The sequence below is a fragment of the Methylobacterium sp. Leaf123 genome (assembly GCF_001423405.1).
GTDB lineage: Bacteria > Pseudomonadota > Alphaproteobacteria > Rhizobiales > Beijerinckiaceae > Methylobacterium.
Genome location: NZ_LMNS01000023.1, coordinates 403,604 through 427,680 on the forward strand (window position 1 = coordinate 403,604; position 24,077 = coordinate 427,680).

26 protein-coding genes and 1 tRNA gene are annotated in these 24,077 nt (G+C 70.1%); 12 read left to right on the plus strand and 15 right to left on the minus strand.

Annotated features, from left to right (window positions below; genetic code table 11):
- Window positions 1–84 precede the first annotated feature (84 nt).
- The gene (locus ASF53_RS15530) at window positions 85–1,485 is read right to left on the minus strand and encodes a putative bifunctional diguanylate cyclase/phosphodiesterase (RefSeq protein WP_286134464.1); all 1,401 of its coding nucleotides are present in this window, start codon (window positions 1,483–1,485) and stop codon (window positions 85–87) included.
- A 401-nt stretch (window positions 1,486–1,886) separates the two neighbouring features.
- On the opposite strand from ASF53_RS15530, the gene ASF53_RS15535 reads away from it, so the two are divergent.
- The gene (locus tag ASF53_RS15535; protein ID WP_056200067.1) at window positions 1,887–2,687 is read left to right on the plus strand and encodes a prephenate dehydrogenase/arogenate dehydrogenase family protein; all 801 of its coding nucleotides are present in this window, start codon (window positions 1,887–1,889) and stop codon (window positions 2,685–2,687) included.
- A 157-nt stretch (window positions 2,688–2,844) separates the two neighbouring features.
- On the opposite strand, the gene ASF53_RS15540 is transcribed toward ASF53_RS15535, so the two are convergent.
- On the minus strand, window positions 2,845–4,170 hold the full coding sequence (locus ASF53_RS15540; RefSeq protein WP_056200070.1) for an OmpP1/FadL family transporter: 1,326 nt from the start codon (window positions 4,168–4,170) through the stop codon (window positions 2,845–2,847).
- Between the two features lie 256 nt (window positions 4,171–4,426).
- Between ASF53_RS15540 and ASF53_RS15545 the strand changes: the two genes are divergently transcribed.
- The 10 genes from ASF53_RS15545 (at window position 4,427) to ASF53_RS15590 (ending at window position 15,229) form a co-directional block, all read left to right on the plus strand.
- Window positions 4,427–5,311: a fumarylacetoacetate hydrolase family protein gene (locus ASF53_RS15545; protein WP_056200073.1), complete on the plus strand. Its 885-nt coding sequence runs from the start codon at window positions 4,427–4,429 to the stop codon at window positions 5,309–5,311.
- Window positions 5,312–5,344: 33 nt separating this feature from the next.
- Complete coding sequence (locus ASF53_RS15550) at window positions 5,345–6,115, plus strand: alpha/beta fold hydrolase (protein WP_056200076.1); 771 nt, start codon at window positions 5,345–5,347, stop codon at window positions 6,113–6,115.
- A gap of 11 nt (window positions 6,116–6,126) precedes the next feature.
- Entirely contained in the window at window positions 6,127–7,341 is a 1,215-nt protein-coding gene (locus ASF53_RS15555; protein WP_056200079.1) for a hypothetical protein, read from the plus strand.
- Window positions 7,342–7,382: 41 nt separating this feature from the next.
- On the plus strand, window positions 7,383–8,408 hold the full coding sequence (bioB, locus tag ASF53_RS15560; protein WP_056200083.1) for a biotin synthase BioB: 1,026 nt from the start codon (window positions 7,383–7,385) through the stop codon (window positions 8,406–8,408).
- Window positions 8,409–8,493: 85 nt separating this feature from the next.
- Window positions 8,494–10,308 carry an aspartate--tRNA ligase gene (aspS, locus tag ASF53_RS15565; protein ID WP_056200087.1) on the plus strand — a complete coding sequence of 605 codons (1,815 nt, stop codon included), beginning with the start codon at window positions 8,494–8,496 and terminating at the stop codon, window positions 10,306–10,308.
- An 88-nt stretch (window positions 10,309–10,396) separates the two neighbouring features.
- On the plus strand, window positions 10,397–11,266 hold the full coding sequence (locus tag ASF53_RS15570; protein WP_056200214.1) for a glycosyltransferase family 2 protein: 870 nt from the start codon (window positions 10,397–10,399) through the stop codon (window positions 11,264–11,266).
- Window positions 11,263–12,348, plus strand: a complete 1,086-nt coding sequence (locus ASF53_RS15575; protein WP_056200090.1) for an acyltransferase family protein — start codon at window positions 11,263–11,265, stop codon at window positions 12,346–12,348. The genes ASF53_RS15570 and ASF53_RS15575 overlap by 4 nt, the downstream gene beginning before the upstream one ends.
- Window positions 12,349–12,505: 157 nt before the next feature.
- Window positions 12,506–12,727: a ferredoxin gene (locus ASF53_RS15580; RefSeq protein ID WP_056200093.1), complete on the plus strand. Its 222-nt coding sequence runs from the start codon at window positions 12,506–12,508 to the stop codon at window positions 12,725–12,727.
- Window positions 12,724–13,986 (plus strand): NAD(P)/FAD-dependent oxidoreductase, encoded by a 1,263-nt coding sequence (locus tag ASF53_RS15585; protein WP_056200096.1) that lies wholly within the window; start codon window positions 12,724–12,726, stop codon window positions 13,984–13,986. Before ASF53_RS15580 ends, ASF53_RS15585 begins: the two co-directional genes overlap by 4 nt.
- Window positions 13,987–13,990: 4 nt before the next feature.
- The gene (locus ASF53_RS15590; RefSeq protein WP_056200099.1) at window positions 13,991–15,229 is read left to right on the plus strand and encodes a cytochrome P450; all 1,239 of its coding nucleotides are present in this window, start codon (window positions 13,991–13,993) and stop codon (window positions 15,227–15,229) included.
- 315 nt (window positions 15,230–15,544) lie between these two features.
- Here the strand turns inward: ASF53_RS15590 and rplA are convergent, their stop codons facing one another.
- The 7 genes from rplA to ASF53_RS15625 form a co-directional block, all read right to left on the minus strand.
- The gene (gene rplA / locus ASF53_RS15595; RefSeq protein ID WP_056200103.1) at window positions 15,545–16,243 is read right to left on the minus strand and encodes a 50S ribosomal protein L1; all 699 of its coding nucleotides are present in this window, start codon (window positions 16,241–16,243) and stop codon (window positions 15,545–15,547) included.
- An 11-nt stretch (window positions 16,244–16,254) separates the two neighbouring features.
- Entirely contained in the window at window positions 16,255–16,704 is a 450-nt protein-coding gene (gene rplK / locus ASF53_RS15600; RefSeq protein WP_003597508.1) for a 50S ribosomal protein L11, read from the minus strand.
- 328 nt (window positions 16,705–17,032) lie between these two features.
- The gene (nusG, locus tag ASF53_RS15605) at window positions 17,033–17,566 is read right to left on the minus strand and encodes a transcription termination/antitermination protein NusG (protein WP_003597503.1); all 534 of its coding nucleotides are present in this window, start codon (window positions 17,564–17,566) and stop codon (window positions 17,033–17,035) included.
- Window positions 17,567–17,609: 43 nt separating this feature from the next.
- Window positions 17,610–17,912, minus strand: a complete 303-nt coding sequence (secE, locus tag ASF53_RS15610) for a preprotein translocase subunit SecE (RefSeq protein ID WP_056200106.1) — start codon at window positions 17,910–17,912, stop codon at window positions 17,610–17,612.
- A 197-nt stretch (window positions 17,913–18,109) separates the two neighbouring features.
- Window positions 18,110–18,186 (minus strand) — tRNA-Trp (locus tag ASF53_RS15615).
- Between the two features lie 78 nt (window positions 18,187–18,264).
- Window positions 18,265–18,831, minus strand: a complete 567-nt coding sequence (gene thpR / locus ASF53_RS15620) for an RNA 2',3'-cyclic phosphodiesterase (RefSeq protein WP_056200109.1) — start codon at window positions 18,829–18,831, stop codon at window positions 18,265–18,267.
- A gap of 7 nt (window positions 18,832–18,838) precedes the next feature.
- Window positions 18,839–19,489, minus strand: a complete 651-nt coding sequence (locus tag ASF53_RS15625; RefSeq protein ID WP_056200217.1) for an arylesterase — start codon at window positions 19,487–19,489, stop codon at window positions 18,839–18,841.
- A gap of 213 nt (window positions 19,490–19,702) precedes the next feature.
- Here ASF53_RS15625 and ASF53_RS15630 point away from each other — a divergent pair, with 213 nt between their 5' ends.
- Window positions 19,703–20,395: an ABC transporter ATP-binding protein gene (locus tag ASF53_RS15630; protein WP_056200220.1), complete on the plus strand. Its 693-nt coding sequence runs from the start codon at window positions 19,703–19,705 to the stop codon at window positions 20,393–20,395.
- Between the two features lie 124 nt (window positions 20,396–20,519).
- On the opposite strand, the gene ASF53_RS15635 is transcribed toward ASF53_RS15630, so the two are convergent.
- The 6 genes from ASF53_RS15635 to ASF53_RS15660 all read right to left on the minus strand — a co-directional run bounded on the left by ASF53_RS15635 (window position 20,520) and on the right by ASF53_RS15660 (window position 23,335).
- Complete coding sequence (locus ASF53_RS15635; RefSeq protein WP_056200113.1) at window positions 20,520–20,717, minus strand: hypothetical protein; 198 nt, start codon at window positions 20,715–20,717, stop codon at window positions 20,520–20,522.
- A gap of 147 nt (window positions 20,718–20,864) precedes the next feature.
- The gene (locus tag ASF53_RS15640) at window positions 20,865–21,536 is read right to left on the minus strand and encodes an HAD family hydrolase (RefSeq protein ID WP_056200117.1); all 672 of its coding nucleotides are present in this window, start codon (window positions 21,534–21,536) and stop codon (window positions 20,865–20,867) included.
- Between the two features lie 14 nt (window positions 21,537–21,550).
- On the minus strand, window positions 21,551–21,841 hold the full coding sequence (locus ASF53_RS15645; protein WP_056200120.1) for a hypothetical protein: 291 nt from the start codon (window positions 21,839–21,841) through the stop codon (window positions 21,551–21,553).
- A gap of 187 nt (window positions 21,842–22,028) precedes the next feature.
- A complete protein-coding gene (locus ASF53_RS15650) occupies window positions 22,029–22,439 on the minus strand; it encodes a DUF2934 domain-containing protein (RefSeq protein WP_056200124.1) in 411 nt (136 codons plus the stop codon).
- A 62-nt stretch (window positions 22,440–22,501) separates the two neighbouring features.
- Window positions 22,502–22,774 (minus strand): hypothetical protein, encoded by a 273-nt coding sequence (locus tag ASF53_RS15655; RefSeq protein ID WP_056200127.1) that lies wholly within the window; start codon window positions 22,772–22,774, stop codon window positions 22,502–22,504.
- Between the two features lie 156 nt (window positions 22,775–22,930).
- A complete protein-coding gene (locus tag ASF53_RS15660; RefSeq protein ID WP_003605903.1) occupies window positions 22,931–23,335 on the minus strand; it encodes a hypothetical protein in 405 nt (134 codons plus the stop codon).
- Window positions 23,336–24,077 lie beyond the last annotated feature (742 nt).

A 24,077-nucleotide genomic window follows, 5' to 3' on the forward strand; every position in this document is an offset into this window, starting at 1 on the left:
CTCGTCATCGCCTCCTGAGGCAAAGCCAATCGAGGAATGGGCGGACCGTCGCGTCCGCCCATTCCTCACGCGCAGGCCAAAGCCTCACGCACAGGCTCGGGCGGCCTCGTCCGAGAACAGGGCCCGCAGCCGCGCCCGATCCGAGGGGCCGGTCTCCGACAGGTTCGTCATCGGCGCGGGCCGGGCGAACAGGTAGCCCTGCATCTGGTCGCAGCCGAGTTCGCGCAGAACCGCGAGCTGCTCTTGCGTCTCCACCCCCTCGACCGTGACCTTGAGGCCGAGATTGTGCCCGAGATGGGTGATCGCACGCACGATCGTCAGAGCATCCGCGTGCTGCCCGAGGCGGCGCACGAAGGAGCGATCGACCTTGATCTTGTCGAACTGGAACCGCTGCAGGTAGCTCAGGCTCGAATAGCCCGTGCCGAAATCGTCGAGCGCGAGGCGCACGCCGAGGGTGCGGAGCGCCGTGAGCACCTCCAGGGCCGTCGCCGCATCGTGGATGAACACGCCCTCGGTGATCTCCAGTACCAGCCGCCCCGGTGAGAGCCCGTGACGGCCGAGCACCGCCGCCACGCCGGCGGCGAAGCCCGGCTGGCGGAACTGCTTGGGCGAGACGTTGACCGAGACCCGCCAGGGATGCGGCCAAGCCACGGCGGCGGCGCAGGCGGTGTCGAGCACCCAGGCGCCGATCCGCCCGATCTGGTCCGTCTGTTCGGCGAGCGGGATGAAGTCCGCCGGGAAGACGCAGCCGCGCTCCGGATGGTGCCAACGGATCAGCGCCTCGAAGGTCTCGATCTCGCCGGTCTGACCGTTGACGATCGGCTGGTAGTCGAGGGCCAATTCGCCCCGCGCGATCGCCCCGCTCAGCTCGTGCTCGATCCGGCGGCGCGCCTGGAGCTGCTCGTCCATCGCGGCCTCGAAGAACCGCACCGCGCCGCGGCCCTCGTCCTTGACCCGGTACAGGGCGGTGTCGGCGGCGCGCTTCAGGCTCTCGGCGGTGCTGCCGTCGCTGGGATAGAGGGCGATGCCCACCGAGGCGCCGATCTCGATGCGCAAGCCCTCGATCGGCCCGCCGATCTGACCCTCGATCTGGAACGGGCGGCCGAGCGCCGCGACCAGACGCTCGGCGGTCTCGGCGACCTGCGCGAGGGTACGGGTATGGGCGAGCACGATGACGAACTCGTCGCCGCCGATCCGGGCGAGGGTGTCGGTCGGGCGCAGCTCGGCCAGCATGCGCTTGGCCGCCTGGACCAGCAGGGCGTCGCCCGCGGCGTGGCCGTGGAAGTCGTTGACGGGCTTGAACCGGTCGAGGTCGAGATAGGCCAGGGCCACGCTCGTCCCGTTCTCGGCCGCATTCTCCAGGGCGAGCCCGAGGCGCTCCTCCAGCAGGGTGCGGTTGGGCAGGTCGGTCAGGGCGTCGTGCAGGGCGAGGTGGCGGATGCGCGCCTCGTCGCGGCGGCGCCGGCTGAGGTCGCGCAGGGCCACCGCCGTGGCGGGCCGGCCGAGGTATTGGCGTTGCCTCCATGCCGCAAAACTGAAGATTCGTTTTCTTCACAGCCGCCTGACGTAACCGCCTCTAGCGGATCCGACCCCATGGCATCATGCCAGCGTCGCCGGGCCTTTGTTTCACCGCGCTGTCTTTCACCGAACCGGCGTCCGCTTCGTTGGAAAGCGCTCCGGACGCGCGCCGCTTGACGGCGGGCCTGGGCCGGCCCTAGAGCCGCGCCATCATGACGGGCTTCTTCCTCTCCGAGTCGTATCGCGCGCCGCTCCCATAAGCAGCGCCGGACTCGTCATGTCTTCAGCCGCTGCCTCGTCGGCGGCTTGAGGATCAGGGAACATCCCGCATCGGACCGCCGACCTCGCCCCTTCTCCGAGGTCACACCGTGTCTGCCCTACATCTTGCCTCCCCTGCCCCATCGGTCGGTCTCGTCGGCTTCGGTGCCTTCGGCCGCCTGATCGCCCGCCATCTCGCGCCGCATGCACGCCTGACGATCCACGATCCGTACCTGCCGGCCGGGCTGATCGCGGCGCAGGCGGGGCCGGTGGCGGTCGCAGCCGACCTGCGGCGTGTGGCGGCCTGCCCCGTGGTGATCCTCGCCACGCCCGTGGCGCGCCTCGACGAGGCGGTGCAGGCGCTGGCCCCGCATCTGCGGCCGGGCACGCTCGTGGTCGATGTCGGCTCGGTGAAGACGGGGCCCGCCGCGATCCTGGCGGCGGGATTGCCGGCCGATGTCGAGATCCTCGCGACCCATCCGCTGTTCGGACCGCAGAGCGCGGGCGACGGCATCCGGGGCCTGAAGATCGCCGTCTGCCCGATCCGCGGACGGGGTGCCTTCAGGGCCGCGGCCTTCCTGCGGCGCGGGCTCGGGCTCGACGTGATCCTCACGACGCCGGAGGCGCATGACCGGGCGATGGCCTCGGTCCAGGGGCTGACCCACCTCATCGCCAAGGTGCTGGTGGCGATGGAGCCGCTGCCGACGCGGATGACGACGCGCAGCTTCGACCTGCTGATGCAGGCGGTCGCCATGGTGCGGGACGATGCGCCGGACGTGTTCCACGCCATCGAGCGCGCGAACCCGCACGCGGCGCAGGTGCGGCAGCGCTTCTTCGCGCTCGCCGGCCAGCTCGATGCCGAATTGGCCGGGGAGGCGGTTCCGGCAGAGCCGGTCCGGCTCGCCTCTTAGAGCATCGTCCTGGATACCTGATCCAGGACGATGCTCTAAGCTACTAATTTTGCATCATCTTTTTCCGAAAGCCGGCAACCACCTTTCGGGACGATGCTTTAGAATCAAAACGCCCCGCGCCGGGCTGGCGCGGGGCGTGTCGCGTCCGATCAGCCGATCAGAACTTGCGCACCAGGGGGGCCGGAGCGACGGCGGCGGGGGCGTCCCACTGGTAGCGGAACCCGACCGAGACGACGTCGGCGCTGACATCGGTGGTGGCGGCGAGCGGGATGTTGCCGATGTTGTAGTCGCGGCCCGGCCCCGCCAGGAGAAGCCCGCGGTCGAAGAAGGCGTGGGCGTAGCTGGCCGTCAGCAGCACCTTCTCGCTCCAGCGGTAGCTGCCGCCGATCGAGACGACGTAGCGGTCGCTGTCGGGCAGGCGCGCCGAGCGGTTCGAGACATCGATCGGCACGTTGTCGTAGGCGAAGCCGGCCCGCAGGGTCAGGCTCGGCGACCAGTCGTACTCGGCACCGATCGAGTAGAAGAACGAGTCCTTGAAGTTGAGCGGCAGGTGATTCACCGTCACGCCGAGCGCCCGCGAGACGATGCCGACATCGCCGATCCTCGACCAGTTGTCCCACTCGAAGCCGAGATTGATCCGGGTGACCGGGTTGATCGCCTGGGTCAGGCCGACGCTGACCTTCTCGGGCGTGTTGAGGTTGGCCCTCACCTGCCCCAGGGCGATGGCCTGCCGCGGGTCGGGGAAGCCGATCGAGCCCTCGATGTCGTGATGGACCGAGGAGCGGTAGCCGACGCCGATCGCCGTGCCGTCGGCCGGCGTGACGAGGACACCGGCGGTGAAGCCCACGCCCCAGGACTCGCCCTTGAGGAAGCCCGACGGGTAGAGGCCCGGGAAGACGCCGGGCACCGGCACCGCCTGGCGCAGGGTCAGGCGGAAATACTCGATGCTCGGACCGGCGGCGACGGACAGCCAATCGTTGACCTTGAAGCCGACCACCGGGTTGAAGGCCAGCGAGAAGATCCGCGAGGAGCGAGCATAGACCGAGCCCGCCCAATCCTGGCGCGGCTTGGTGACGAGGCCGTAGGGCGCGCCGGTCTGGATACCGATCCAGAGACGGTCGGTGAGCTGGTAGGAGGTCGCGCCCGAGGGCACCACGGCGCCCTGCCCGACCTCGCCGGAGGCGCCGAAGGGCAGCAGGCCCGGCGCGGTCCCCACCGTCGGCGTGATCTCCCCCGACAGATTGATGAAGCTGAGGCTCTGCTCGCTGGCAAAGCCCGGCCGCATCGTCACCGTCGCCGGGTTCCAGAAGATCGACGAGACGCCCGCCCCGCCCGATGCCGCGCCCGCGAAGGCGACGCCCAACCCCTGTGCACTCTGCTCGCGCAGGCCGAAGGCACCGGCCTGCGCCCCGCCCGCGCCCGCCATCGAAACGGCCGCGACAGCCCCCGCGAGCCCGAGCGCGCGGATCGTCCCCCCCGTCATTCTTTTTCTCCGAAGCGTTTTTCTGAGCGACCCAAGTCCCGTCCGCGATGGAAAAGGATCACGCGCATCCGGTCCAGGGGGGAGAAAACCGAAAACTGAATTATATATCAATTGAGGAATTTATGTCACGGAGCCAGGGTCATCCCCGTGCCCGCGCGCCGGATGCGGTCCCGCGGCACCGCTTGCACCCTGGATCGGTCGCGGCCATGCTCTCGGCACCTTTGGGCGAGCCTCGAGCAGGACGGAGACGCCGACGATGAAGTTGATCCGGCACGGAGCGAGCGGTGACGAGAAGCCGGGCCTCGTGGACGCGAAGGGCGGCCTGCGCGACCTGTCGGGAACCCTGCGCGATATCGCCGGACCGGGCCTCTCGCGGGAATCGCTCGACCGGCTCGCGCGGATCGACCCCGAAAGCCTGCCGCTGCTGCCGCCCGGCACCCGCCTCGGCCCCTGCGTTGGCGGCACCCGCAACTTCGTGGCGATCGGCCTGAACTACGCCGACCACGCCGCCGAGACCGGGGCCGCGATCCCGGCCGAGCCGATCATCTTCAACAAGGCGCCCTCTTGCATCGTCGGCCCCAACGATACGGTGATCCTGCCCAAAGCCTCGGCCAAGACCGACTGGGAGGTGGAACTCGCCGTGGTGATCGGCGCCCGCGCCTCCTACGTCCACGCCAACGAGGCCCTGCGCTACGTGGCGGGCCTGTGCATCTGCAACGACCTGTCCGAGCGCGAATTCCAGATGGAGCGCGGCGGCACCTGGACCAAGGGCAAGGGCTGCCCGACCTTCGGCCCGCTCGGCCCCTGGCTCGTCACCCTCGACGAGATTCCGGATCTGAAGAACCTCGCGATGAGCCTCGATCTCAACGGCCGGCGGATGCAGACGGGCTCGACCGCGACGATGATCTTCGACGTGGCGCAGATCGTCGCCTACGTCTCGCACTTCATGATGCTGGAGCCCGGCGACGTCATCACCACCGGCACCCCGCCGGGCGTCGGCCTCGGCATGAAGCCGCCGCGCTACCTCAAGAGCGACGACGAGATGGTGCTGCGCATCGACGGCCTCGGCGAGCAGCGCCAGCGCGTCGTGGCCTTCGACGATTGGACCGCCAAGGTCGCCGCCGGCGAACCGACGAACTGACGCACGGCGCAGGGTTCTCCAACGGGGCCGACGATGCTTGCTCCCTCGCAGAACCGGCCCGGCCCGGTCGTCTTCCTCGGCGGCGGACCCGGCCTGCCGGTCGCCTACGCCGCGGATCCGTTGCGCCGCACGGGCTTTGCGGCGGATTGGGCCTTCTTCGAGCAACCCGGATGCGGCGCGTCCCAGGCTTCCGGCCCCGTCACCGCGGACAGCGTGCTCGACGCGGCCTCCGCCTTCGTCGCCGGGCGCGCGGGGGAGGGCGCGGTCCACCTCGTCGCGCATTCCTGGGGCGCGTGGCTCGCCCTCGCCCTTCTCGATCGCCTGCCGGCCGGGCGCATCGCCCGCACCGTGCTGCTGCACCCTGCCCCGCCGACCCGTGCCGGGCGCGACGCGGCGATGGCCGCCCTGTTCGCCCGGCTCTCGCCCGAAGCCATGGGCCGGGCCGCACCGCTGATGGCGCGAACCGACGCCGAGGCCGGCCGCGCCGTCATGACGGTCCTGCTGCCGGCCTATTGCGGCCGAGCGACCGACCTGCCGGATCTCGACCTCGCCTTGGTGCCGGCGGTCTATCACGGCGTCTCGGCGAGCCTCGGCGAGGACGACCAGCGCGGGATCGTGGCAGCCCATGCGGATCGCCTCACCCTTGTCTTCGGCGAGGCCGACGTGTTCTCGCGCGATCTCTACGCCCGTCATGCCGGCGCCCTGACGGGCCTCGACGTCGCCACCCTGCCCGGCGGCCATTTCGGCTTCCTGGAGGACGCAGCCGGCTTTGAGGCCATCCTGCGCCGGCGGGGCGTGATCTAAAGCCCCGCGCCATGGCGACCGCCTCCCTGCCACTGCCGGACCGGCCCTCGGTCGCCGTGCTGCCCTTCGCCGATCCCGACGGCGATTTCGACACGCAGGCCCTGGCCGACGGCCTGTCCGAGCACGTCACTGACGCGCTCGCATGCACCCCCGGCCTGTTCGTGAGCGCGCGCAACTCCGCCTTCACCTTCAAGGGCCGCGCCGTGCTCCCGGACGAGGCGGCCGGGCGGCTCGGCGTCGCACATATCCTCACGGGAACGCTGGCACGGGCGGGCACGCGTCTGCGGGTCCAGGCCCGGCTGCACCGGAGGGCGGCCGATGCGCCGCTCTGGGTTCAGGATCTCGACGAGGACGAAGGCGCCCTCCACGCCCTGCGCAGCCGGATCGTCGCCGCTACGGTGGCGGCCTTGGCACCCGACCTCCCCCGCGACGCGGCACCGGAGCGGGTCGGGCCGCCGCTCGATGCCGGCGTCTACGGACCGTTCCTGTCGGCCTATTCGAACCACGCCATGCCGAGCGCCGAGAGCGTGCGCCTGCGCATCGCCTCGATCGAAGCCGTGCGCCGCCTCGTGCCGGAACATCCCCTGCCCTATGCCTTGCTGGCGCAGTGCTACACCAACCTCGTCGTGCAGGGCTGGGGCGCCGATGCGGCGGCCGATTGTGCCGAGGGCGCGCGCCTCGCCCGCCTCGCCCTGGCGCGCGACGACGGCGACCCGGCGGTGCTGATGATGGCCGGGCACACCCTCGCCTTCCTGGTGCAGGATTACGACACGGCGCTGGCCCTGCTCGACCGCTCGCTCGCCCTCAACCCCAACTCGGCCGCCGCCTACGAGCGCAGCGGCTGGGTGCGCTGCTATGTCGGCGAGGTAGATCTGGCCGCAGCGCATTTTCACGCGGCCAAGCGGCAGAGCCCGCTCGACCCCACCACCTTCCGCTTCGATTCCGGCCTTGGGCTGGCCCTGTGCATGGCCGGCGCCCACGAGGAGGCGCTCGTCTGGCTCGACCGCGCGATGGCGGAAGACCCGACCTGGACCAGCACCCACCGCGTCCGCGCCGCGAGCCTCGCCTGGCTCGGCCGCCAGGACGAGGCGCAGGCCGCCGCCGCCCGCTTCATGGAATTGGAGCCGAGCTACCGGGCCCATCGCGCCCTGCGCCTCTACCGGCCCTCGGCGGGGAAGGACCGGTTCGTCGAGGGGATGCGCCGGGCGGGCGTGCCGTTTGAGTAGCCAGGCTTGATTTTTCCCGCGCCTTCGCTCTCAAAGAGGCCATGAGCGACACCGTAGTCTCCCTCACCCCTTCCTCGGCCTCCGGCTCGGCCCCCGCCGCCATCCGGCATGATTGGACCCTGGCCGAGATCCAGGCGATCCACGACATGCCGCTGCTCGACCTCGTGCATCGGGCGGGCGTCGTGCACCGGGCGCACAACGACCCCGCCGACATCCAGCGGGCGGCGCTCCTGTCGATCAAGACCGGCGGCTGCCCCGAGGATTGCGCCTATTGCCCGCAATCGGCCCACCACAAGGGCGCGAACCTCCCCCGCGAGCGGCTCATGCCGGTCGAGGCCGTGCTGAAGGAGGCCGCCGCCGCCAAGGCCAACGGCGCGCACCGCTTCTGCATGGGCGCGGCGTGGCGCAAGCCCAAGGACGGTCCGGATTTCGACGCGGTGCTGGAGATGGTGCGCGGCGTGCGCGGCCTCGGCATGGAAGCCTGCGTGACGCTCGGCATGCTGACGCAGAGCCAGGCGCAGCGCCTCGCGGAAGCGGGGCTCACCTCCTACAATCACAACCTCGACACCGGCCCGGAATTCTACGGCGACATCATCTCGACCCGGACCTATGACGACCGGCTCCAGACGCTGGAGCATGTCCGGCAGGCGGGTATCGGCGTCTGCTGCGGCGGCATCGTCGGGATGGGCGAGCGGGTGCGCGACCGGGCCGAGATGCTGCTCGTGCTCGCCAACCACGCCCCCCACCCGGAGAGCGTGCCGATCAACGCCCTCGTCGCCGTCGAGGGGACGCCGCTGGAAGACCGGCCGCCGATCGATCCGCTCGACCTCGTGCGGATGTGCGCCACCGCCCGCATCGTCATGCCGAAAGCCCGCGTGCGCCTCAGCGCCGGCCGCAAGAGCCTGACCCGCGAGGCGCAGATCCTGTGCTTCCTGGCCGGCGCCAACTCGATCTTCTACGGCGAGCGCCTGCTCACCACCGCCAACAACGAGGCCGACGCCGACGCCGAGCTGCTGCGCGACATCGGCGTGCCGGTGCCCGAGGTGACGCTGGCCGCCGCGGAGTAGCGGAAGGTAGGGCCGGCAAGCCGGCCCTCGCCTTGACTTGAAACGCCTCCCGTGAATGGTGCCGGCTCATTCTCAAGAGCCCGCCATGCACCGTTACCGTACCCATACCTGCGGGGCGATCCGCCCGTCCGATGTCGGGCAGACCGTCCGCCTGTCCGGCTGGTGCCACCGCATCCGCGACCATGGCGGCGTGCTCTTCATCGACCTGCGCGACCATTACGGCCTGACGCAGTGCGTGATCGATTCCGACTCGAAGGCCTTCAAGGCCGCCGAGACCGCCCGCTCCGAGTGGGTGATCCGCATCGACGGCCGCGTGCGCACCCGCCCCGCCGGCACCGAGAACGCCGAGCTGCCGACGGGTAGCGTCGAGGTCTATATCGACGATCTCGAAGTGCTCGGGCCCGCGGGCGAGCTGCCGCTGCCCGTCTTCGGCGACCAGGAATATCCGGAAGAGACCCGGCTCAAGTACCGCTTCCTCGATCTGCGCCGGGAGAAGCTGCACGCCAACATCATGAAGCGCGGCGCGATCGTCGACTCCTTGCGCCGCCGCATGCGCGAGGGCGGGTTCTTCGAGTTCCAGACGCCGATCCTGACCGCCTCCTCGCCGGAGGGCGCGCGCGACTACCTCGTGCCGTCCCGCATCCATCCCGGAAAGTTCTACGCGCTGCCGCAAGCGCCGCAGCAGTTCAAGCAGCTCACGATGATCGCGGGCTTCGATCGCTATTTCCAGATCGCGCCCTGCTTCCGCGATGAGGATGCCCGCGCCGACCGCTCGCCGGGCGAGTTCTACCAGCTCGACATCGAGATGAGCTTCGTCACGCAGGAAGACGTGTTCCAGGCGGTGGAGCCGGTGCTGCGCAGCGTGTTCGAGGAATTCGCCGGCGGCAAGCGCGTGACGAAGGAATTCCCGCGCATCACCTACGCCGACGCGATGCTGAAATACGGCGTCGACAAGCCGGACCTGCGCAACCCGCTGATCATCGCCGACGTCACCGACGAGTTCGCCGACGACGCGGTGGAGTTCAAGGCGTTCAAGGGCGTCATCAAGTCGGGCGGCGTGGTGCGCGCCATCCCCGCCACCGGGGCTGCCGGCCAGTCGCGCTCGTTCTTCGACAAGCTGAACGACTGGGCCCGCTCGGAAGGCGCGCCGGGGCTCGGCTACATCGTGTTCGAGGAAGAGGGCGGGGCGCTCACCGGCAAGGGGCCGATCGCCAAGTTCATCCCCGCCGCGATCCAGGCGCGGATTGCGCAGAAGGCCGGCGCCAAGGCCGGTGACGCGGTGTTCTTCGCCGCCGGCACCGAGGCGAAGGCGGCGGCGCTCGCGGGCAAGGCGCGCATCCGCATCGGCGACGAGCTGAAGCTCTCCGACACGGACCAGTTCGCCTTCTGCTGGGTCGTCGATTTCCCGATGTACGAGTGGAACGAAGAAGACAAGAAAATCGACTTCTCCCACAACCCGTTCTCGATGCCGAACTACGATCGCGACGCGTTCCTCGCCCTAGGCGAGGAAGACTCCCAAGAAATCCTTGGGATCAAGGCGTTCCAGTACGACATCGTCTGCAACGGCATCGAGCTGTCCTCCGGCGCGATCCGGAACCATCGCCCCGACGTGATGGAGAAGGCGTTTGCCATCGCCGGCTACGGCCGGGACGTGCTGGAGGAGAAGTTCGGCGGCATGGTGAACGCGCTGCGCCTCGGCGCCCCGCCGCACGGTGGCATCGCGCCGGGTGTCGACCGCATCGTCATGCTGCTGTGCGAGGAGCCGAACATCCGCGAGGTCGTGCTGTTCCCGATGAACCAGCGCGCCGAGGATCTGATGATGGGCGCGCCCGCCGAGGCGACGCCAAAACAGCTCCGCGAGCTGCATATCCGGCTCAACCTGCCCGAGAAGAAGGGGTGAGGGTGATGCTCGAACCCTCCCCCCTCTGCGGGGGAGGGTGCCTGCGGTGCAGGCGGGGGATTGAGCGGCACGGCCTGTGGGCCGCGACATGTCGCTGACCGCCATCGTCGTCAGCCACGACAGCGCGGATGCCCTGCCCGCCTGCCTCGCGGCGCTTGCGCGCGAGGCGATCCCGGCGATCGTGGTCGACAATGCCAGCCGCGACGGCTCGGTGGCGGTGGCCGAGGCTCACGGCGCACGGGTGATCGCCAATCCCCGCAACGAGGGTTATGGGCGGGCCAACAATATCGGCGTGCGCGCCGCCGACGGGGCCCGGCACGTCCTCATCCTCAACCCCGATCTCGTGCTGCAACCGGGCGCCGCCGCCGCCCTCCTCGCGGCGGCGCAGGCATGGCCCGATGCCGGGCTCCTGGCGCCGCGCATCCACGAGCCGGACGGGCGCTTCTTCTACCAGCCGCGCTCGCTGCTCGCGCCCTACCTCACCAATCCGAAGGGCCGGCGTGATCTCCCCGAGGGCGATGCCTGCGCTCCGTTCCTGTCGGGCGCCTGCCTGATGATCGAGCGCGCCTTCTTCCTCGAACTCGCCGGCTTCGACGAGAACATCTTCCTGTTCTACGAGGATGACGACCTCTGCCGCCGGGTGGCCGATGCGGGGCGCGCGCTCGTCCACGTCCACGGCGCGGTGGCCCTGCACGGGCGAGGGCGCTCCTCGGCCCCGGCGCCGGGCCGGGTGTTTCGTACGCGCTGGCATCAGGCGTGGTCGCGGGCCTACGTCTCGCGGAAATACGGCCTGCCCGATCCGTGCCCCGGCATGCTTGCCACCAACGCGCCGAAGGCGGCGCTCGCCGCCCTCGCCTTCCGCCGTTCCGGGCTGGAGCGCTATGGCGGCTCGGCGGCGGGCGCGCTCGCCGCCCTGCGCGGGCAGAGCGCGCTGGCCCGCGAGGGATTGGCACCGTGAGCGGCGTCCTGTCCGGCCCCACCATCGCGGAGGCGCTGGCGCGCCCGCACAACGCCTTCTCGGGCCTACGCTTGGCGCTGGCCCTGATGGTGGTGGTCAGCCACGCCTTCAGCGTCGTCTCCGGCAACCCGCTCGACGAGCCGCTGGCCCGCGCCACCGGCTTCTCGCTCGGCGAGCATGCGGTGAACGGCTTCTTCGCCGTCTCGGGCTTTCTCGTCACCATGAGCTACGACCGGCGCGGCTGGCGCGATTACGTCATCGCCCGGACCCTGCGCATCCTGCCGGGCCTCGTCGCCGCGACCCTGGCGGTCTCGCTGCTGCTCGGCGGCGCCCTCACCCGGCTGCCGCTTGGCGAATACTACGCCTCGCCCGAGTTGTGGCGCTTCGTGCGCGGCACGCTGCTGTCCTTCAAGAGCAACGCGAGCCTGCCCGGTCTCTTCGAGGCCAACCCCTTCCGTAGCCCGCTCGGCACCGTCTGGACCCTGAAATACGAGACGATCTGCTACGCTGGCGTCCTCGCCATCGGGCTTCTCGGGCTCCTGCGGCGGCGCTGGGCGGTGCCGGCGCTCACCGTGGCCCTCGCGCTAAGCCTGGGCCTTCTCGAAGCGGTCCGGCCCGAGATGTCCAAGGGCACCGAGACGGCCCTGCGCCTGCCGCTGATCTTTGCCGCCGGGGCCTGCCTCTACCTGTGGCGCGACTCCGTTCGCCTCACGCCCTGGCCGCTGCTCGTGCTGGCCGCCGCCCTCCTCCTGCACGGCCACGCTCCCGCGCGGACATTGCTCTTCCTCGGCGAGAGCTACGCGGCGATCTGGCTCGCCTTCCTGCCCCCGCTGGCCCGCCCCGCCCTCGATCCGCCGGCCGACCTCTCCTACGGGGTCTATCTCTACGGCTGGCCGATCCAGCAGAGCCTGCACGCGCTCTGGCCCGCGGCCTCCGCCCTGGCCCTGCTGACGCCGGCCCTTCTGCTCGCCGGGCTCGTCGCCGCCGCCTCTTGGTACGCCGTCGAGAAGCCGGCCCTGCGCCTCAAGGCACGGGCGCTCGGGCGGCGCACGCTGGGGACGATCGAACCGGCCGGCCCCTGAGGCGATCATTGATCCTCTCGCGGCCCCCGTGCGTTTGAGATCCTTGAGGGCGTGTCGACGCGCCGCCGTGGTGGGGCGCCCTCGCGCGCCCTAGCTACGGTGCCGGGTCCGTATCCCCGGCCCCTACCTCTCCCGGAAGCCCGGATCGCTGCCCACCATGAAGGTCGTCGTGGATCTTAACCGCTGCCAAGCCTACGCGCAGTGCATCTACGCGGCGCCGGGGCACTTCGCCCTGCATGGCCGGGAAGCGCTGGTCTACGACCCCTCCCCGGACGAGACCGCACGGGGCGCGATCGAGCGGGCCATCCACGCCTGCCCGGTGCGGGCGATCACTGCCTACCCCGATGCCGCCGACGCGACGGCCGGAGAGGCGCGGTGACGACACCCCCTGAGCGCATCGTCGTCGTCGGCGCCTCGCTGGCGGGTCTGGCCGCCGCCCATGCCCTGCGTGAGCGGGGCTTTGCCGGCCGCCTGACCCTGGTCGGCGCCGAGCCCCACCGGCCCTATGACCGGCCGCCGCTCTCCAAGCAGGTGCTGCGCGGGCTCTACTCCGCCGACACCACCCTGCCCTGCCATCCCGAGCTGCGCGCGGAGTTCCGCTTCGGCCAGCCGGCGACCCGGCTCGACCTGGCCGGGCGCGTGGTCGAATGCGAGGACGGCAGCCGCCTGCCCTACGACCGGCTGCTGATCGCCACGGGCACCCGGGCGCGGCCCTGGCCCAACCCGGCGGAGGCGGCGCTTGCCGGTGTCTTCACCCTGCGCGACCGCGACGACGCCGAGCGGCTCGGCGCGCATCTGCGGACCAAGCTGCAACGCGTCGTCCTCGTCGGCGGCGGCTTCATCGGCTTTGAGGTCGCCTCGACCTGCCGCGACCTCGACATCCCCGTCACCCTGCTGGTGCGCGATGCCGTGCCGCTGGCCGCCGCACTCGGCCCCCGCCTCGGCGGCCTTATCGGCGAGGTCGCCCGCGAGAAGGGCGTCGATCTGCGCCTCGAATCCGAGATCGAGCGGATGGAGGGGGCGGGCGGGCGCCTCACCGCCGTGATCCTGAAGGACGGCGAGCGGATCGAGACCGACTGCCTCGTCGCGGCCATCGGCACGTTGCGCAACGTCGAGTGGCTCGACGGTTCGGGGCTCGAAGCCGATGCGGGGGGCCTGCGCTGCGACGCCTTCTGCCGTGCGCTGCGCGCGGACGGCCGCGTCGCCGAGGGCGTGTTTGCGGCGGGCGACGTGGCACGCTGGCCCAACCCGCATGACGACGACGCGCTGGTGGCGGTCGAGCACTGGGGCAACGCCCGGGCGCAAGCCGAGACCGCCGCCGCCAACATGCTGGCGGGCGACGCCTCGGCCATGCGCCGGCACGACCACCTGCCCGATTTCTGGTCGCAGCAATTCGGCCTGACGATCAAGCTCGTCGGCCTGACCGAGGGCGCCGACGCCCTGGCCGTGGTGCACGGCTCGTTCAAGGAACGGCGCCTCGTGGCCGCCTTCGGCAAGGGGGGCCGCACCGTTGCCGCCGCCGCCATCGACAGCGCCCGCTGGCTGCCCGCCTACAAGGCCGCGATCCGCGAGCGGGCGCCCTTCCCGCCGATCGAGAACGCCGTCGATCAGCCCCGCATCCGTGTGCAGGAGCCCTAGTCCCGTGAGCGGAAGCACGCTGTTCGACCAGATCCTCGATCCCGCCAACCGGGCGAACCCCTACCCGCTCTACGCCGAGCTGCGAAAGATCCCCGTCGCGCGGCAGGAGGACGGCACCTACGTCGTCAGCACCCATGCCGAGCTGGCGCGGCTGATCTCCGATCCGCGGATCAGCTCGGACGATCTGCCCGACCCGCAGAAATTCCGCTGGACCGGGCACCCCGTCACCGACCTGCTGGTGCGCCCGGTGCGGGCCGAGATCCGCAAGCGCCACCCCCCCTTCATCTTCCGCGACCCACCCGACCACGACCGCCTGCGGGGCCAAGTGATGCGCTGCTTCACGCCCGAACGGGTGCGCGGCATGCGCGCGAAGACGCAAGAGATCACCGACGACCTGATCGGCAAGATGCGGGGCAAGACCCAGATCGATCTCGTCGACGACTTCTCCTATCCGCTGCCCGTCACCGTGATCTGCGAGTTGCTCGGTGTGCCGGCGGAAGACGAGGCGCAGTTCCACGGCTGGGCGACGCAGCTCGCGACGGCGCTGGAGCCCAACCGGCGCAGCGACGAGGAGACGAGGGCCAAGAACGAGGTCTGCTTCACCGAGATCGCCGACTACCTCCAGGGGCTGATCAAGGAGAAGCGCAAGGACCCTCAGGACGACATCCTCTCCGACCTCGCCATCGACCGGGAGGGGATGAACGATTTCGACCTGATCGCCACCGCCGTGCTGCTGCTGGTGGCGGGCCACGAGACCACGGTGAACCTCATCACCAACGGCATGCTGACGCTGCTGCGCTTCCCCGAGCATGGGGAGCGCCTGCGCGCCGAGCCGGAGATCGCCCCGCGCCTGATCGAGGAATTGCTGCGCTACGAGCCGCCGGTCCATTACCGCACCCGGCTCGCGCTCACCGACATCCCGGTGGCCGGGATCACCATCCCGAAGGATGCGCCGGTGATTTTTCTGCTCGCCGCCGCCAACCGCGACCCGCTCCGCTTTCCCGACCCCGACCGCTTCGACCCCGACCGCCCCGACAACCGCCATCTCGGCTTCGGCGGCGGGCTGCATTACTGCGTCGGCGCCCCGCTCGCGCGGATCGAGGCGGAGGTCGCCCTGATCAGTCTCGTGCGGCGGCTGAAGGGCGTGTCCCTGACCGAAGACCCGCCCCCCTACCGACCCGGCGCCTCGCTGCGCGGGCCGCGGCATCTGCGTTTGGCGCTGGAGGGTGTGGCGGAGGAGTAATCCTCTACCCGAGTGCCGCTGGGATCCCCTCTCCCCGCGCGCGGGGAGAGGACCGCGACGACCCTGTCGTCGGCGCGGTAAGCCCGAAGGGCGAAGGTGAGGGGGCGATGCCGGAAGAGGCTCGTCCTGAACCGCCCCCTCACCTTCGGCTGCCGCCTCGCTTCGGCGACGGCGAGGTCGCCGAAGCCCTCTCCCCGCGCGCGGGGAGAGGGAATGCGTATGCGGCGCCTCGGGACATCGGAAACCTTGACAGCCAAAAGAAAAGCGCCCGACCTTTCGGCCGGGCGCTCTCCCAAACGTCCCTGCGGACGCGACTTACGCGGTCAGAACCGTGGACGGCTCGACCTTCACGCCCGGGCCCATCGTCGAGGTGACGGCGATGCGCTGGATGTAGGTGCCCTTGGCGCCCGTGGGCTTCGCCTTGGCGACCGCGTCGGCGAAGGCCTTGATGTTCTCGATGAGCTTCTGCTCATCGAAGGACACCTTGCCGACGCCGGCGTGGATAATGCCGGCCTTCTCGACGCGGAACTCGACCGCGCCGCCCTTGGCGGCGGCGACGGCACCCTTCACGTCCATGGTGACGGTGCCGACCTTCGGGTTCGGCATCAGGCCGCGCGGGCCCAGCACCTTACCGAGACGGCCGACGAGCGGCATCAGGTCCGGGGTCGCGATGCAGCGATCGAACTCGATCTTGCCGCCCTGGACGATCTCGAGGAGATCCTCGGCGCCGACGATGTCGGCACCCGCCGCCCGGGCGTCATCCGCCTTGGCGCCGCGGGCGAAGACCGCCACGCGAACCGTCCGGCCGGAGCCGTTCGGCAGGTTGCAGACGCCGCGGACCATCTGGTCGGCGTGACGGGGATCGACGCCGAGATTCATCGAGATCTCGACGGTCTCGTCGAACTTGGCCGAAGCCTTCGACTTCACCAGCTTGATCGCCTCGTCGATGGCGTAGAGCTTCATCGGCTCCAGACCCTCGCGGGCGGCGCGGATGCGCTTTCCTTCGCGTGCCATATCGCCCTCCCTTACGCGACGACTTCGAGGCCCATGGCTCGCGCGGAGCCACGGATCATCGCGACCGCCGCATCGACGGAGTCGCAGTTCAGGTCGGGCATCTTCTTCTCGGCGATCTCGCGAAGCTGGGCTTCGGTGATCTTGCCGACGGTCGGGCCCTTGCCCGGGGTCTTGGAGCCGGAAGCCGGCTTCTTGCCGATCTTCAGGCCAACCGCCTTCTTCAGGAAGAAGGTGACCGGGGGCTGCTTCATCTCGAAGGTGAAGGAGCGGTCCTGATACGCGGTGATGATCACCGGGATCGGGGTGCCCTTCTCCATCTGCGCGGTCTTCGCGTTGAAGGCCTTGCAGAATTCCATGATGTTGAGGCCGCGCTGACCGAGCGCGGGACCGATCGGCGGCGACGGGTTGGCGGCGCCGGCCGGGACTTGAAGCTTCACGTAGCCCGTGATCTTCTTCGCCATGGGACTTCTCCCAACGAGTGCCCATCGCCGGGCTGCCTAGGCACGGACGGACGGGCAGTGACAGGTCGCGGTGCGATCCGTGGACCCCGGAGGCGAAGCCGGGCGGATCTCCCGCGGATGATGCCCTACCGCGGCAGGGACTTATCCGGCGAAGCCGGATCTCGATGAGACGACCACCTGTAGGTTTTGTGGAAGTCCCGCAAACTCATTCGCCCGGTCAGCAGCCGCCCGTAAAACAGCCCGAGACACAGGAGGATCGAACAGACTTTGATCTCGGCGGCGACCCAATTCCAAGCATGGAGCAGGGCGGCCGCTTCGATCACGTGTTCTAGACCTTCTCGACCTGGCCGTATTCCAGCTCGACCGGAGTGGCACGGCCGAAGATCGACACCGCCACCTTGAGGCGCGAGCGGGCGTCGTCGATTTCCTCGACGGTGCCGTTGAAGGAGGCGAAGGGTCCGTCGGAGACGCGCACCGTCTCGCCGATCTCGAAGGAGACCGTGTGCTTCGGGCGATCCACGCCCTCCTGCACCTGGCCCTTGATGCGCTCGGCCTCGGCGTCCGGAATCGGCACGGGCTTGGCCTTGTCGGCGCCCAGGAAGCCGGTCACCTTCGGGGTGTTCTTGATGAGGTGGTAGACCTCGTCGGTGAGGTCGCACTTCACGAGCACGTAGCCCGGGAAGAACTTGCGCTCGGCATCGACCTTGCGGCCGCGGCGCACCTCGGTGACCTTCTCGGTCGGAACCATGACCTCGTCGAACAGTTCGGTCAGCCCACGCTGGGCCGCCTGATCCTTGATGGATTGGGCGACCTTATTCTCGAAGTTCGAGTAGGCGTGGACGATGTACCAGCGCTTCGACACGGGTCTCTCAACTCCTCGGCGTCCGTAAGACGCCTGCGATAACTCAGGCGCCGATCCCGAGGACCAGGCTGACGGCGAAGCGCATCACCTGATCGACGGCGACGAAGAACAAGCTCGCCACCACGACCATGATGAACACCATGATGGTGGTCACGGTGGTTTCCTTGCGGGTCGGCCACGTGACCTTGCGGCCTTCGTCGCGCACCTCGCCCAGGAACTCCACCGGGCCCACCCGCTTCGGCGCGGGGCGCGCGGGCGGGGTCGGGCGCTGGGGCGCAACGGGGGCCGTGCCGCGTTTGAGTCCGCGGGCCGCGTCGGCTTTCTTGGTCGCTTCGTTCGATGCCATGGCGCAACTGAAACCGGACAGGGCTCCGGGAACCACCGATCGCGGTGCGGGGACAGTCGCGTCCCACACCGACAGCATCTGAGGATCTCGGAATGCGCCCGCTCTAGCGCAAGTGATCCGGCTTGTCGATGGGTTCGGGACGGGGTGCCGCGGGTCGGATGCCAAGTCGGTCTCGGCGTCGGGCTCGGTGCGCGCCGTGGCAGGAGTGGAGGGACTCGAACCCCCAACCCCCGGTTTTGGAGACCGGTGCTCTGACCAGTTGAGCTACACTCCTACGGCGCGCGCGGCGCGGCTCGCGTCATGCCGCAACCTGCGGCCCAAAGCAAGGGCAGGACGTCGCGCAGAGCAATCGCTATTCTTCGTCCCCCTCGAAATCCGCCTCCGCGAAGGGATAGGCCGCCTCGACGAGGTAGGGCCCGCCGCCGCGCGAGGTGCGGGCGGAGAACAGAGCGGCGCGGCGCGCCGTGAAGCTCAAGCGGGGAAACACCCCCGCCTCCGTCAGCCGTCGCGCCACGGCCTCCGGGGAGGCCTCGCGGTTGAGGCGGGCCAGCGTCACGTGCGGCGTGAACTTGCGCCGCTCCGGCGCGGCCCCGGCCCGACGGGCGATGCGCTCGTGCTCCTCCTGCAGGTAGATGAGGTCCGGCGTGGGGACGACCGAGGCGTAGAGCGCCCGCGGCCGGTCGCCGCCGAAGCTCGCCAGCCCGTCCAGCGTCACCGTGAGCGGCGTGCGCGCCCTCGCTTCCGCCAAGCCGGCATCGAGATCGGCGGCGATCACGTCGTCGATCTCGCCGAGGAAGCGCAGGGTGACGTGGTAGTCGCCCGGCTCGATCCAGCGCGCGCCGGGCAGGCCGCCGCGGAAGAACGACAGCCGCTCGGCGATGTCCGGCGGGATTTCGAGGCCGGTGAACAGGCACGGCATGGTCGGCTCAGCCCTTCTTCTCCGGAGTCTGGCCCAGGCGGCCCAGGAAGGTCTCGACACTCGGCAGGATGCCCTCGACGATCCGCTCGACGCCCTTGGCGGTGGGGTGGAGCCCGTCATCCATGGTGTTGGCGCGCTGGCCCGTCACGCCGTCGAGAAAGAACGGGTAGAGCACGAGGCCGTGCGCCCCCGCGAGGTCGGGATAGATCGCGTCGAACCGGGCGCGGTACTCCGTGCCGAGGTTCGGCGCGGCCAGCATGCCGGCGAGCAGCACGGGGATGTTGCGCTCCTTCAGCCGCGCGATGATCGTTTCGAGCGCCTTGCGGGTCACCGCCGGATCGGTGCCGCGCAGCATGTCGTTGGCGCCGAGTTCGAGGATCACGCCCTGCGTGCCGTCCGGCACCGACCAGTCGAGCCGGTCGAGCCCGCCGGTGCTGGTGTCGCCCGATACGCCGGCATTGGCGATCTCGACCCGGTACCCCTTGGCCTTCAGCGCCCGCTCCAGCACCGCGGGGAAGGCGGCGTCGGCCGGCAGGCGGTAGCCCGCGGTGAGGCTGTCGCCGAAGGCCACGAGCTTGAGCGGCGCCGGCTCGGCCCGTGCGGAACCGGGCAGCAGGCCGGCTGCGCCGACGAGCGTGGCTGCGGCGAAGAGGAGCATCAGCGCGGCCCTGCGCCGGAGGCGGCGCGGCCCCACATCGGCTCCGTCCGCCTCGCGCCGGGCGCCCAACCATGACACAGAGCGTGACGCATGCCTGCCGGGTCCGGCTTCCGCTTCGTTCGCGTGGTGCAAGACCGTATCCTTTCGCTCGGACATGTCCGGGTGGTTGCCAAGCTGCCCATCAACTTCCCCGCCAAGATCGGTCGGTGCCTGATGTCGAACAAGGCCGTCTCCCTGTCGCAGATCGAGCTGAGCCTCGGCCGCGGCCCCGCGCGGGTGCATGTCCTGCGCGGCATCTCGCTCGATGTCGAGCGCGGCGAGGCGGTCGGGCTCGTCGGCCCCTCGGGTTCGGGAAAATCGACCCTGCTCACCGTCATGGCCGGGCTGGAGCGGCCCGATACCGGCCGCGTCACCATCGCCGACACGGATCTCGGCGGGCTCGATGAGGATGGGCTGGCGCGCTTCCGCGGCCGCAACATCGGCATCGTGTTCCAGGCCTTCCACCTCGTGCCGACCATGACCGCGCTGGAGAACGTGGCCCTGCCCCTCGAACTCGCCAACGCATCCGATCCGCATGGACGGGCGGCGGCGGAACTGGAGGCGGTGGGGCTCGGGCACCGGCTGCGGCACTATCCGGCGCAGCTCTCCGGCGGCGAGCAGCAGCGGGTGGCGATCGCCCGCGCACTCGCGCCCGATCCGGCGATCCTGGTCGCCGACGAACCAACGGGAAACCTCGACGAGGCGACGGGGCGGCAGATCGTGGACTTGTTGTTCGGGCTCAAGCGCGACCGCGGCGCGACCCTGGTGCTGGTGACGCACGATCCCGGCCTCGCCCGGCTGTGCGACCGCACCGTGCGCCTGCGTGCCGGCCGGATCGAAGCGCCGGCCGAGGCGCAGGGCGCCTGAAAAACCAAGGCGCCTGAAAAACGATGCCTTCCGGTGCCGGTCGGGCGCCGAAAGGCAAGCACGGTTCGGAGGTTGCAGCGGTCTGTTCGCGCGCCGCTTCACGCGGCGCGGCAAACCGAAACGATCAGGCGTTCAGCGGGGCGCCGATCCGGGCGCGGAGCTGAGCCCGCAGATTCTGGTTGGCGGCACTGCGGTCGGCGTCGAGGGCCCACATCAGGCGCAGGAGCCGGCTGATCGGCAGAGCCCGGTCCTCAATAGCCTCGGCAACCTGCTGCTGGATCGATTTCGAGGTCGCCATGAACGTCTCGGCCGTGGTCTGCATGAGTCGCATCCGGAAACGGGCTCGCCCCCCGCGGGGCGGGCTCTTAAACGGTTCCAAATCGCAAGGCCATAGGTTTGCCGGCTTGCAGTTACCGGTTCCTGCGACAGCCCGCGCCGCGCCTCACAGCTTTTTGAAGCCGGCTCGGTGTCAGGCAAGCGGCGAGCGCGCGTAGCCGTCGAGCAGATCCTGCGGATCACGGTAGATCGCGATGCAACCGGCCGCCGACAGCTCGGCTTCCGGAAAGCCGCCGCACAGGACGCCGATCGTGGAAAGCCCAGCGCCGGCAGCGGCTTGCGCGTCATAGGGCGTGTCCCCGATCACCATCACCGCCTCTTTGGGGATGCCGGGAAGCTTCTCCAGCACGGCCTCGAAGATGTCGGGATGCGGCTTGGATCGGTCGGCGTCGTCGGAGGTCGTGACCACATCGACGAGTTCGGTGATCCCAAGGATTTTCTGGTAGTTCTCCACCTCATCCGCCTTGCCGGAGGACGCGAGCGCGACGGTCTGGCCTGCATCGCGCACATGGCTGAGCAGCGCCTTCACGGCGGGAAACGGCTTGGCCTGCGCGAGATAGGATCGCTTGAACAGATCCGAGCGGTAGGCCTCGATCGCTTCGCCCTCGCGGGCGAGCCGATCCGCATCGACGAAGACCGTCAGGAGTTGATCTCCGCCCTTGCCGATCTGGCGGCGGACGTCGGCCTCCTTCGTCTCGATCCCGAAATGCGCAAAAGCCTCGACCCAGGCGCGGGCGTGCAGATCGACGCTGTCGAGCAGCGTGCCGTCGATGTCGAAGACGACGGCTTTGATACGAGGGGACATCGAATCAGGCACTCTCAGCGCGGAAACAGGTGGAGGCCGTCGTCGGGGAGGAGATTGCGGGCGGGCCCGCCGGTCTGCTGGCCGCGCCCCTGCTGGTAATAGGGCAGTTCGGGGCGCCGGTCGTTGCCGCTGCCCGAATCGTATTCCCAGGGTGCGTTCCAGGGCGCCCGGCCGCTTACCGCCGGAACGGCGGGGCCGGTATAGAACGAATCGCCCGCCCGCACGGGGCCCGCCGCAGCGGCGCCGGCCGCCAGCATGGTGCCGAGGAAGACGGCGGCCGCACCTCGTGCGATCAACGCGCGCATCGCTTGTCATCCCCTGATCGTGGCAGCGCCCCGCCGGCGGAGCGCGAAAGGAAACGGCCGAGCCTGGTCCGCGTTCCGGAGCCTCGAACTCTATTGCCCCGACATTCCAGGGGCAGCCCCTTAAAAAGCGAAGCCCGCCGGCCCCGGAGGGCGGCGGGCTCTCGAACCGCATCCGTTGAGGGGCGGCTTAGTGGAGGACGACCGCCTCGGCTCCGGCGCGGCTGGCCGCCGACTTGGCCCTGGGTGCCGCCTTCACCGCCTTGGCGGCGGGCTTCTCGGCAGCCTTCGCGGCGGTCTTGGCCGGGGTCTTCTTGGCCGGTGCCTTGGCCTTGTCGGCAGCCTTGTCAGCAGCTTTGGCGGCGACGCTCGCCAGAACCTCGGTGGGGGCTTGCACCGCCGCCTTGGCGCGGGTGGCGCGGGGCTTGGCGACCTTGGCCGAAGCAGCGGGTGCCTCGGCTTCGATCAGAGCCGCAACCGGGGCCTGCCGCAGCTCGGACTCGGCCTGAAGCCAGTGGGCCTCGGCCCGGCCGAACACCCGGCCTTCACCTTCCCAGATGTAGTAGGCGCGCTCGCGCACGCTGTTCTCGCACAGCACCATAACGCTCTCCCGAAATCGTCCGACGTGAGTTCGAACGATGGAAGCGCATGGTTAAGGAGCGGTTAACCGCGTTCCGCAGCGCGGGAAAGACGAAGGTGGTTCGCACGCACCTTGCGGCGATAGCCCGCCACCACCGCACCGTGCGAGGCGCCCGTCGCGAACTGCATCGCCGCCTCGCTGGCAGCCAACATCTTCTCGCTCACCATGCGCTGCGCCTCCGCCTGCGCACCGCTGCCCCCGGCCGCGAGCTTGGCCATCCGCAGGGCGATCACCGATTGCGCCTCGAAGGCGAGCAGGGTCGTGTCCAGGCCGAGCTTCCACCACGTTGCGTACATCGAACCTGCCCTCTCGTCGTCTCACGGCATCGATCGAACAAGATCACGACGGCCCGCTACGGCGCATGGCCGGGCTCGGGAACGGCGTAAAGACACATGTTCGACAGTCTTCCCCGGCCGCCTCCGGTGGCGGGCGGCCGGGAAGGGCATCGCGGCTCAATCGAAGCTGCGGCCCTTGGCGGCCGAACCGCCCAGGCTGATCTTGACCTTCTTCGGCGGGGCCGCTTGCCCCCCCTTGCCACGCCCGGCCGGCACCTCGACCTCCGGCGCCGCCTGGGCGGGCTTCAGCCGAGACTGGCCGTAGATCACCGAGCCGATCTCACCCACGGCCTGGACCAGGTCGTCGCGCTCGCAGGCGCGGGCCACCTTCAGGCCGAGCTGGTGCATGTGGCTCTTGCCGTAGAGGTAGGCGGCGAGCTTGGCGCGGGTCAGCGCCGGAATCTCTTCGAGGATATAGGGCAGATCGTAGTCGTCGGCGCGGTAGACCTCACCGAGTCGTTCGAGGGAGACCGGGCATTCCGGATCGACGGTCGCGCCGGTGGTCGGATGGGCCTGAGTCATGGGTCACCTGCTGTCGGTGCAAAGGGCGATGGAGAGGGTGACGAAAGCGGCGAAGGCCTGTCGGCGGTCGCAGCTTCCGACGCGGGAGACGGCCTGACCGCAATCAGGTCGGAACGCGCGGGAAGGCACCCGGTGCAAACCGAGGCGATCGCGATCCGGGCGCGCCGGTCGCTGCGCTCCCAGACGGATTCGCGCGCAGCCCCTGCGGCGGCCGGCCCGGCCGTCGGCCCGGAGGCCGCCATTCCGGAGGTCGAAGTCCCGGCAAGCCGGGCGTCCGGGTTCGCGCGGATCCGCAGGTAGAGCGGTTCCTCCGCCCGGGCCGCGGAGATCGGACCGCACGGAAACCCACACAGGGCCATCCCGTACACGGTCGCGCCGAGGAGCGCGATCCAGCCCGGACGCGCCGATGCGGTGCGCCGCGCGGCGCCTCGTGCCGTGCCGCCCGATGTCATGCCGGTTGTCATGCGGATGCGCGGGTCTCGCCATGGCGGTTGCGGGCGCCGGTTCCCGCATCGCGGGGTTCCGGGCCGAACAGGATCGGCCGGGATGGTCAACAAGACCTTAACCGCGGCATCCCAGCGAGGCGAGCCACACCACGCGAAAAAGCCCGGCGCGAGGCCGGGCTTTTCCGAGGGACGTCCGACGGTCCGGTGAGGGACCGTCGGAGATCCGGATACTAGTACGAGCCGAACTTGTAGTTCAGGCCGGCGCGGACGACGGCGAACTCGGTCTCGCGGACCTG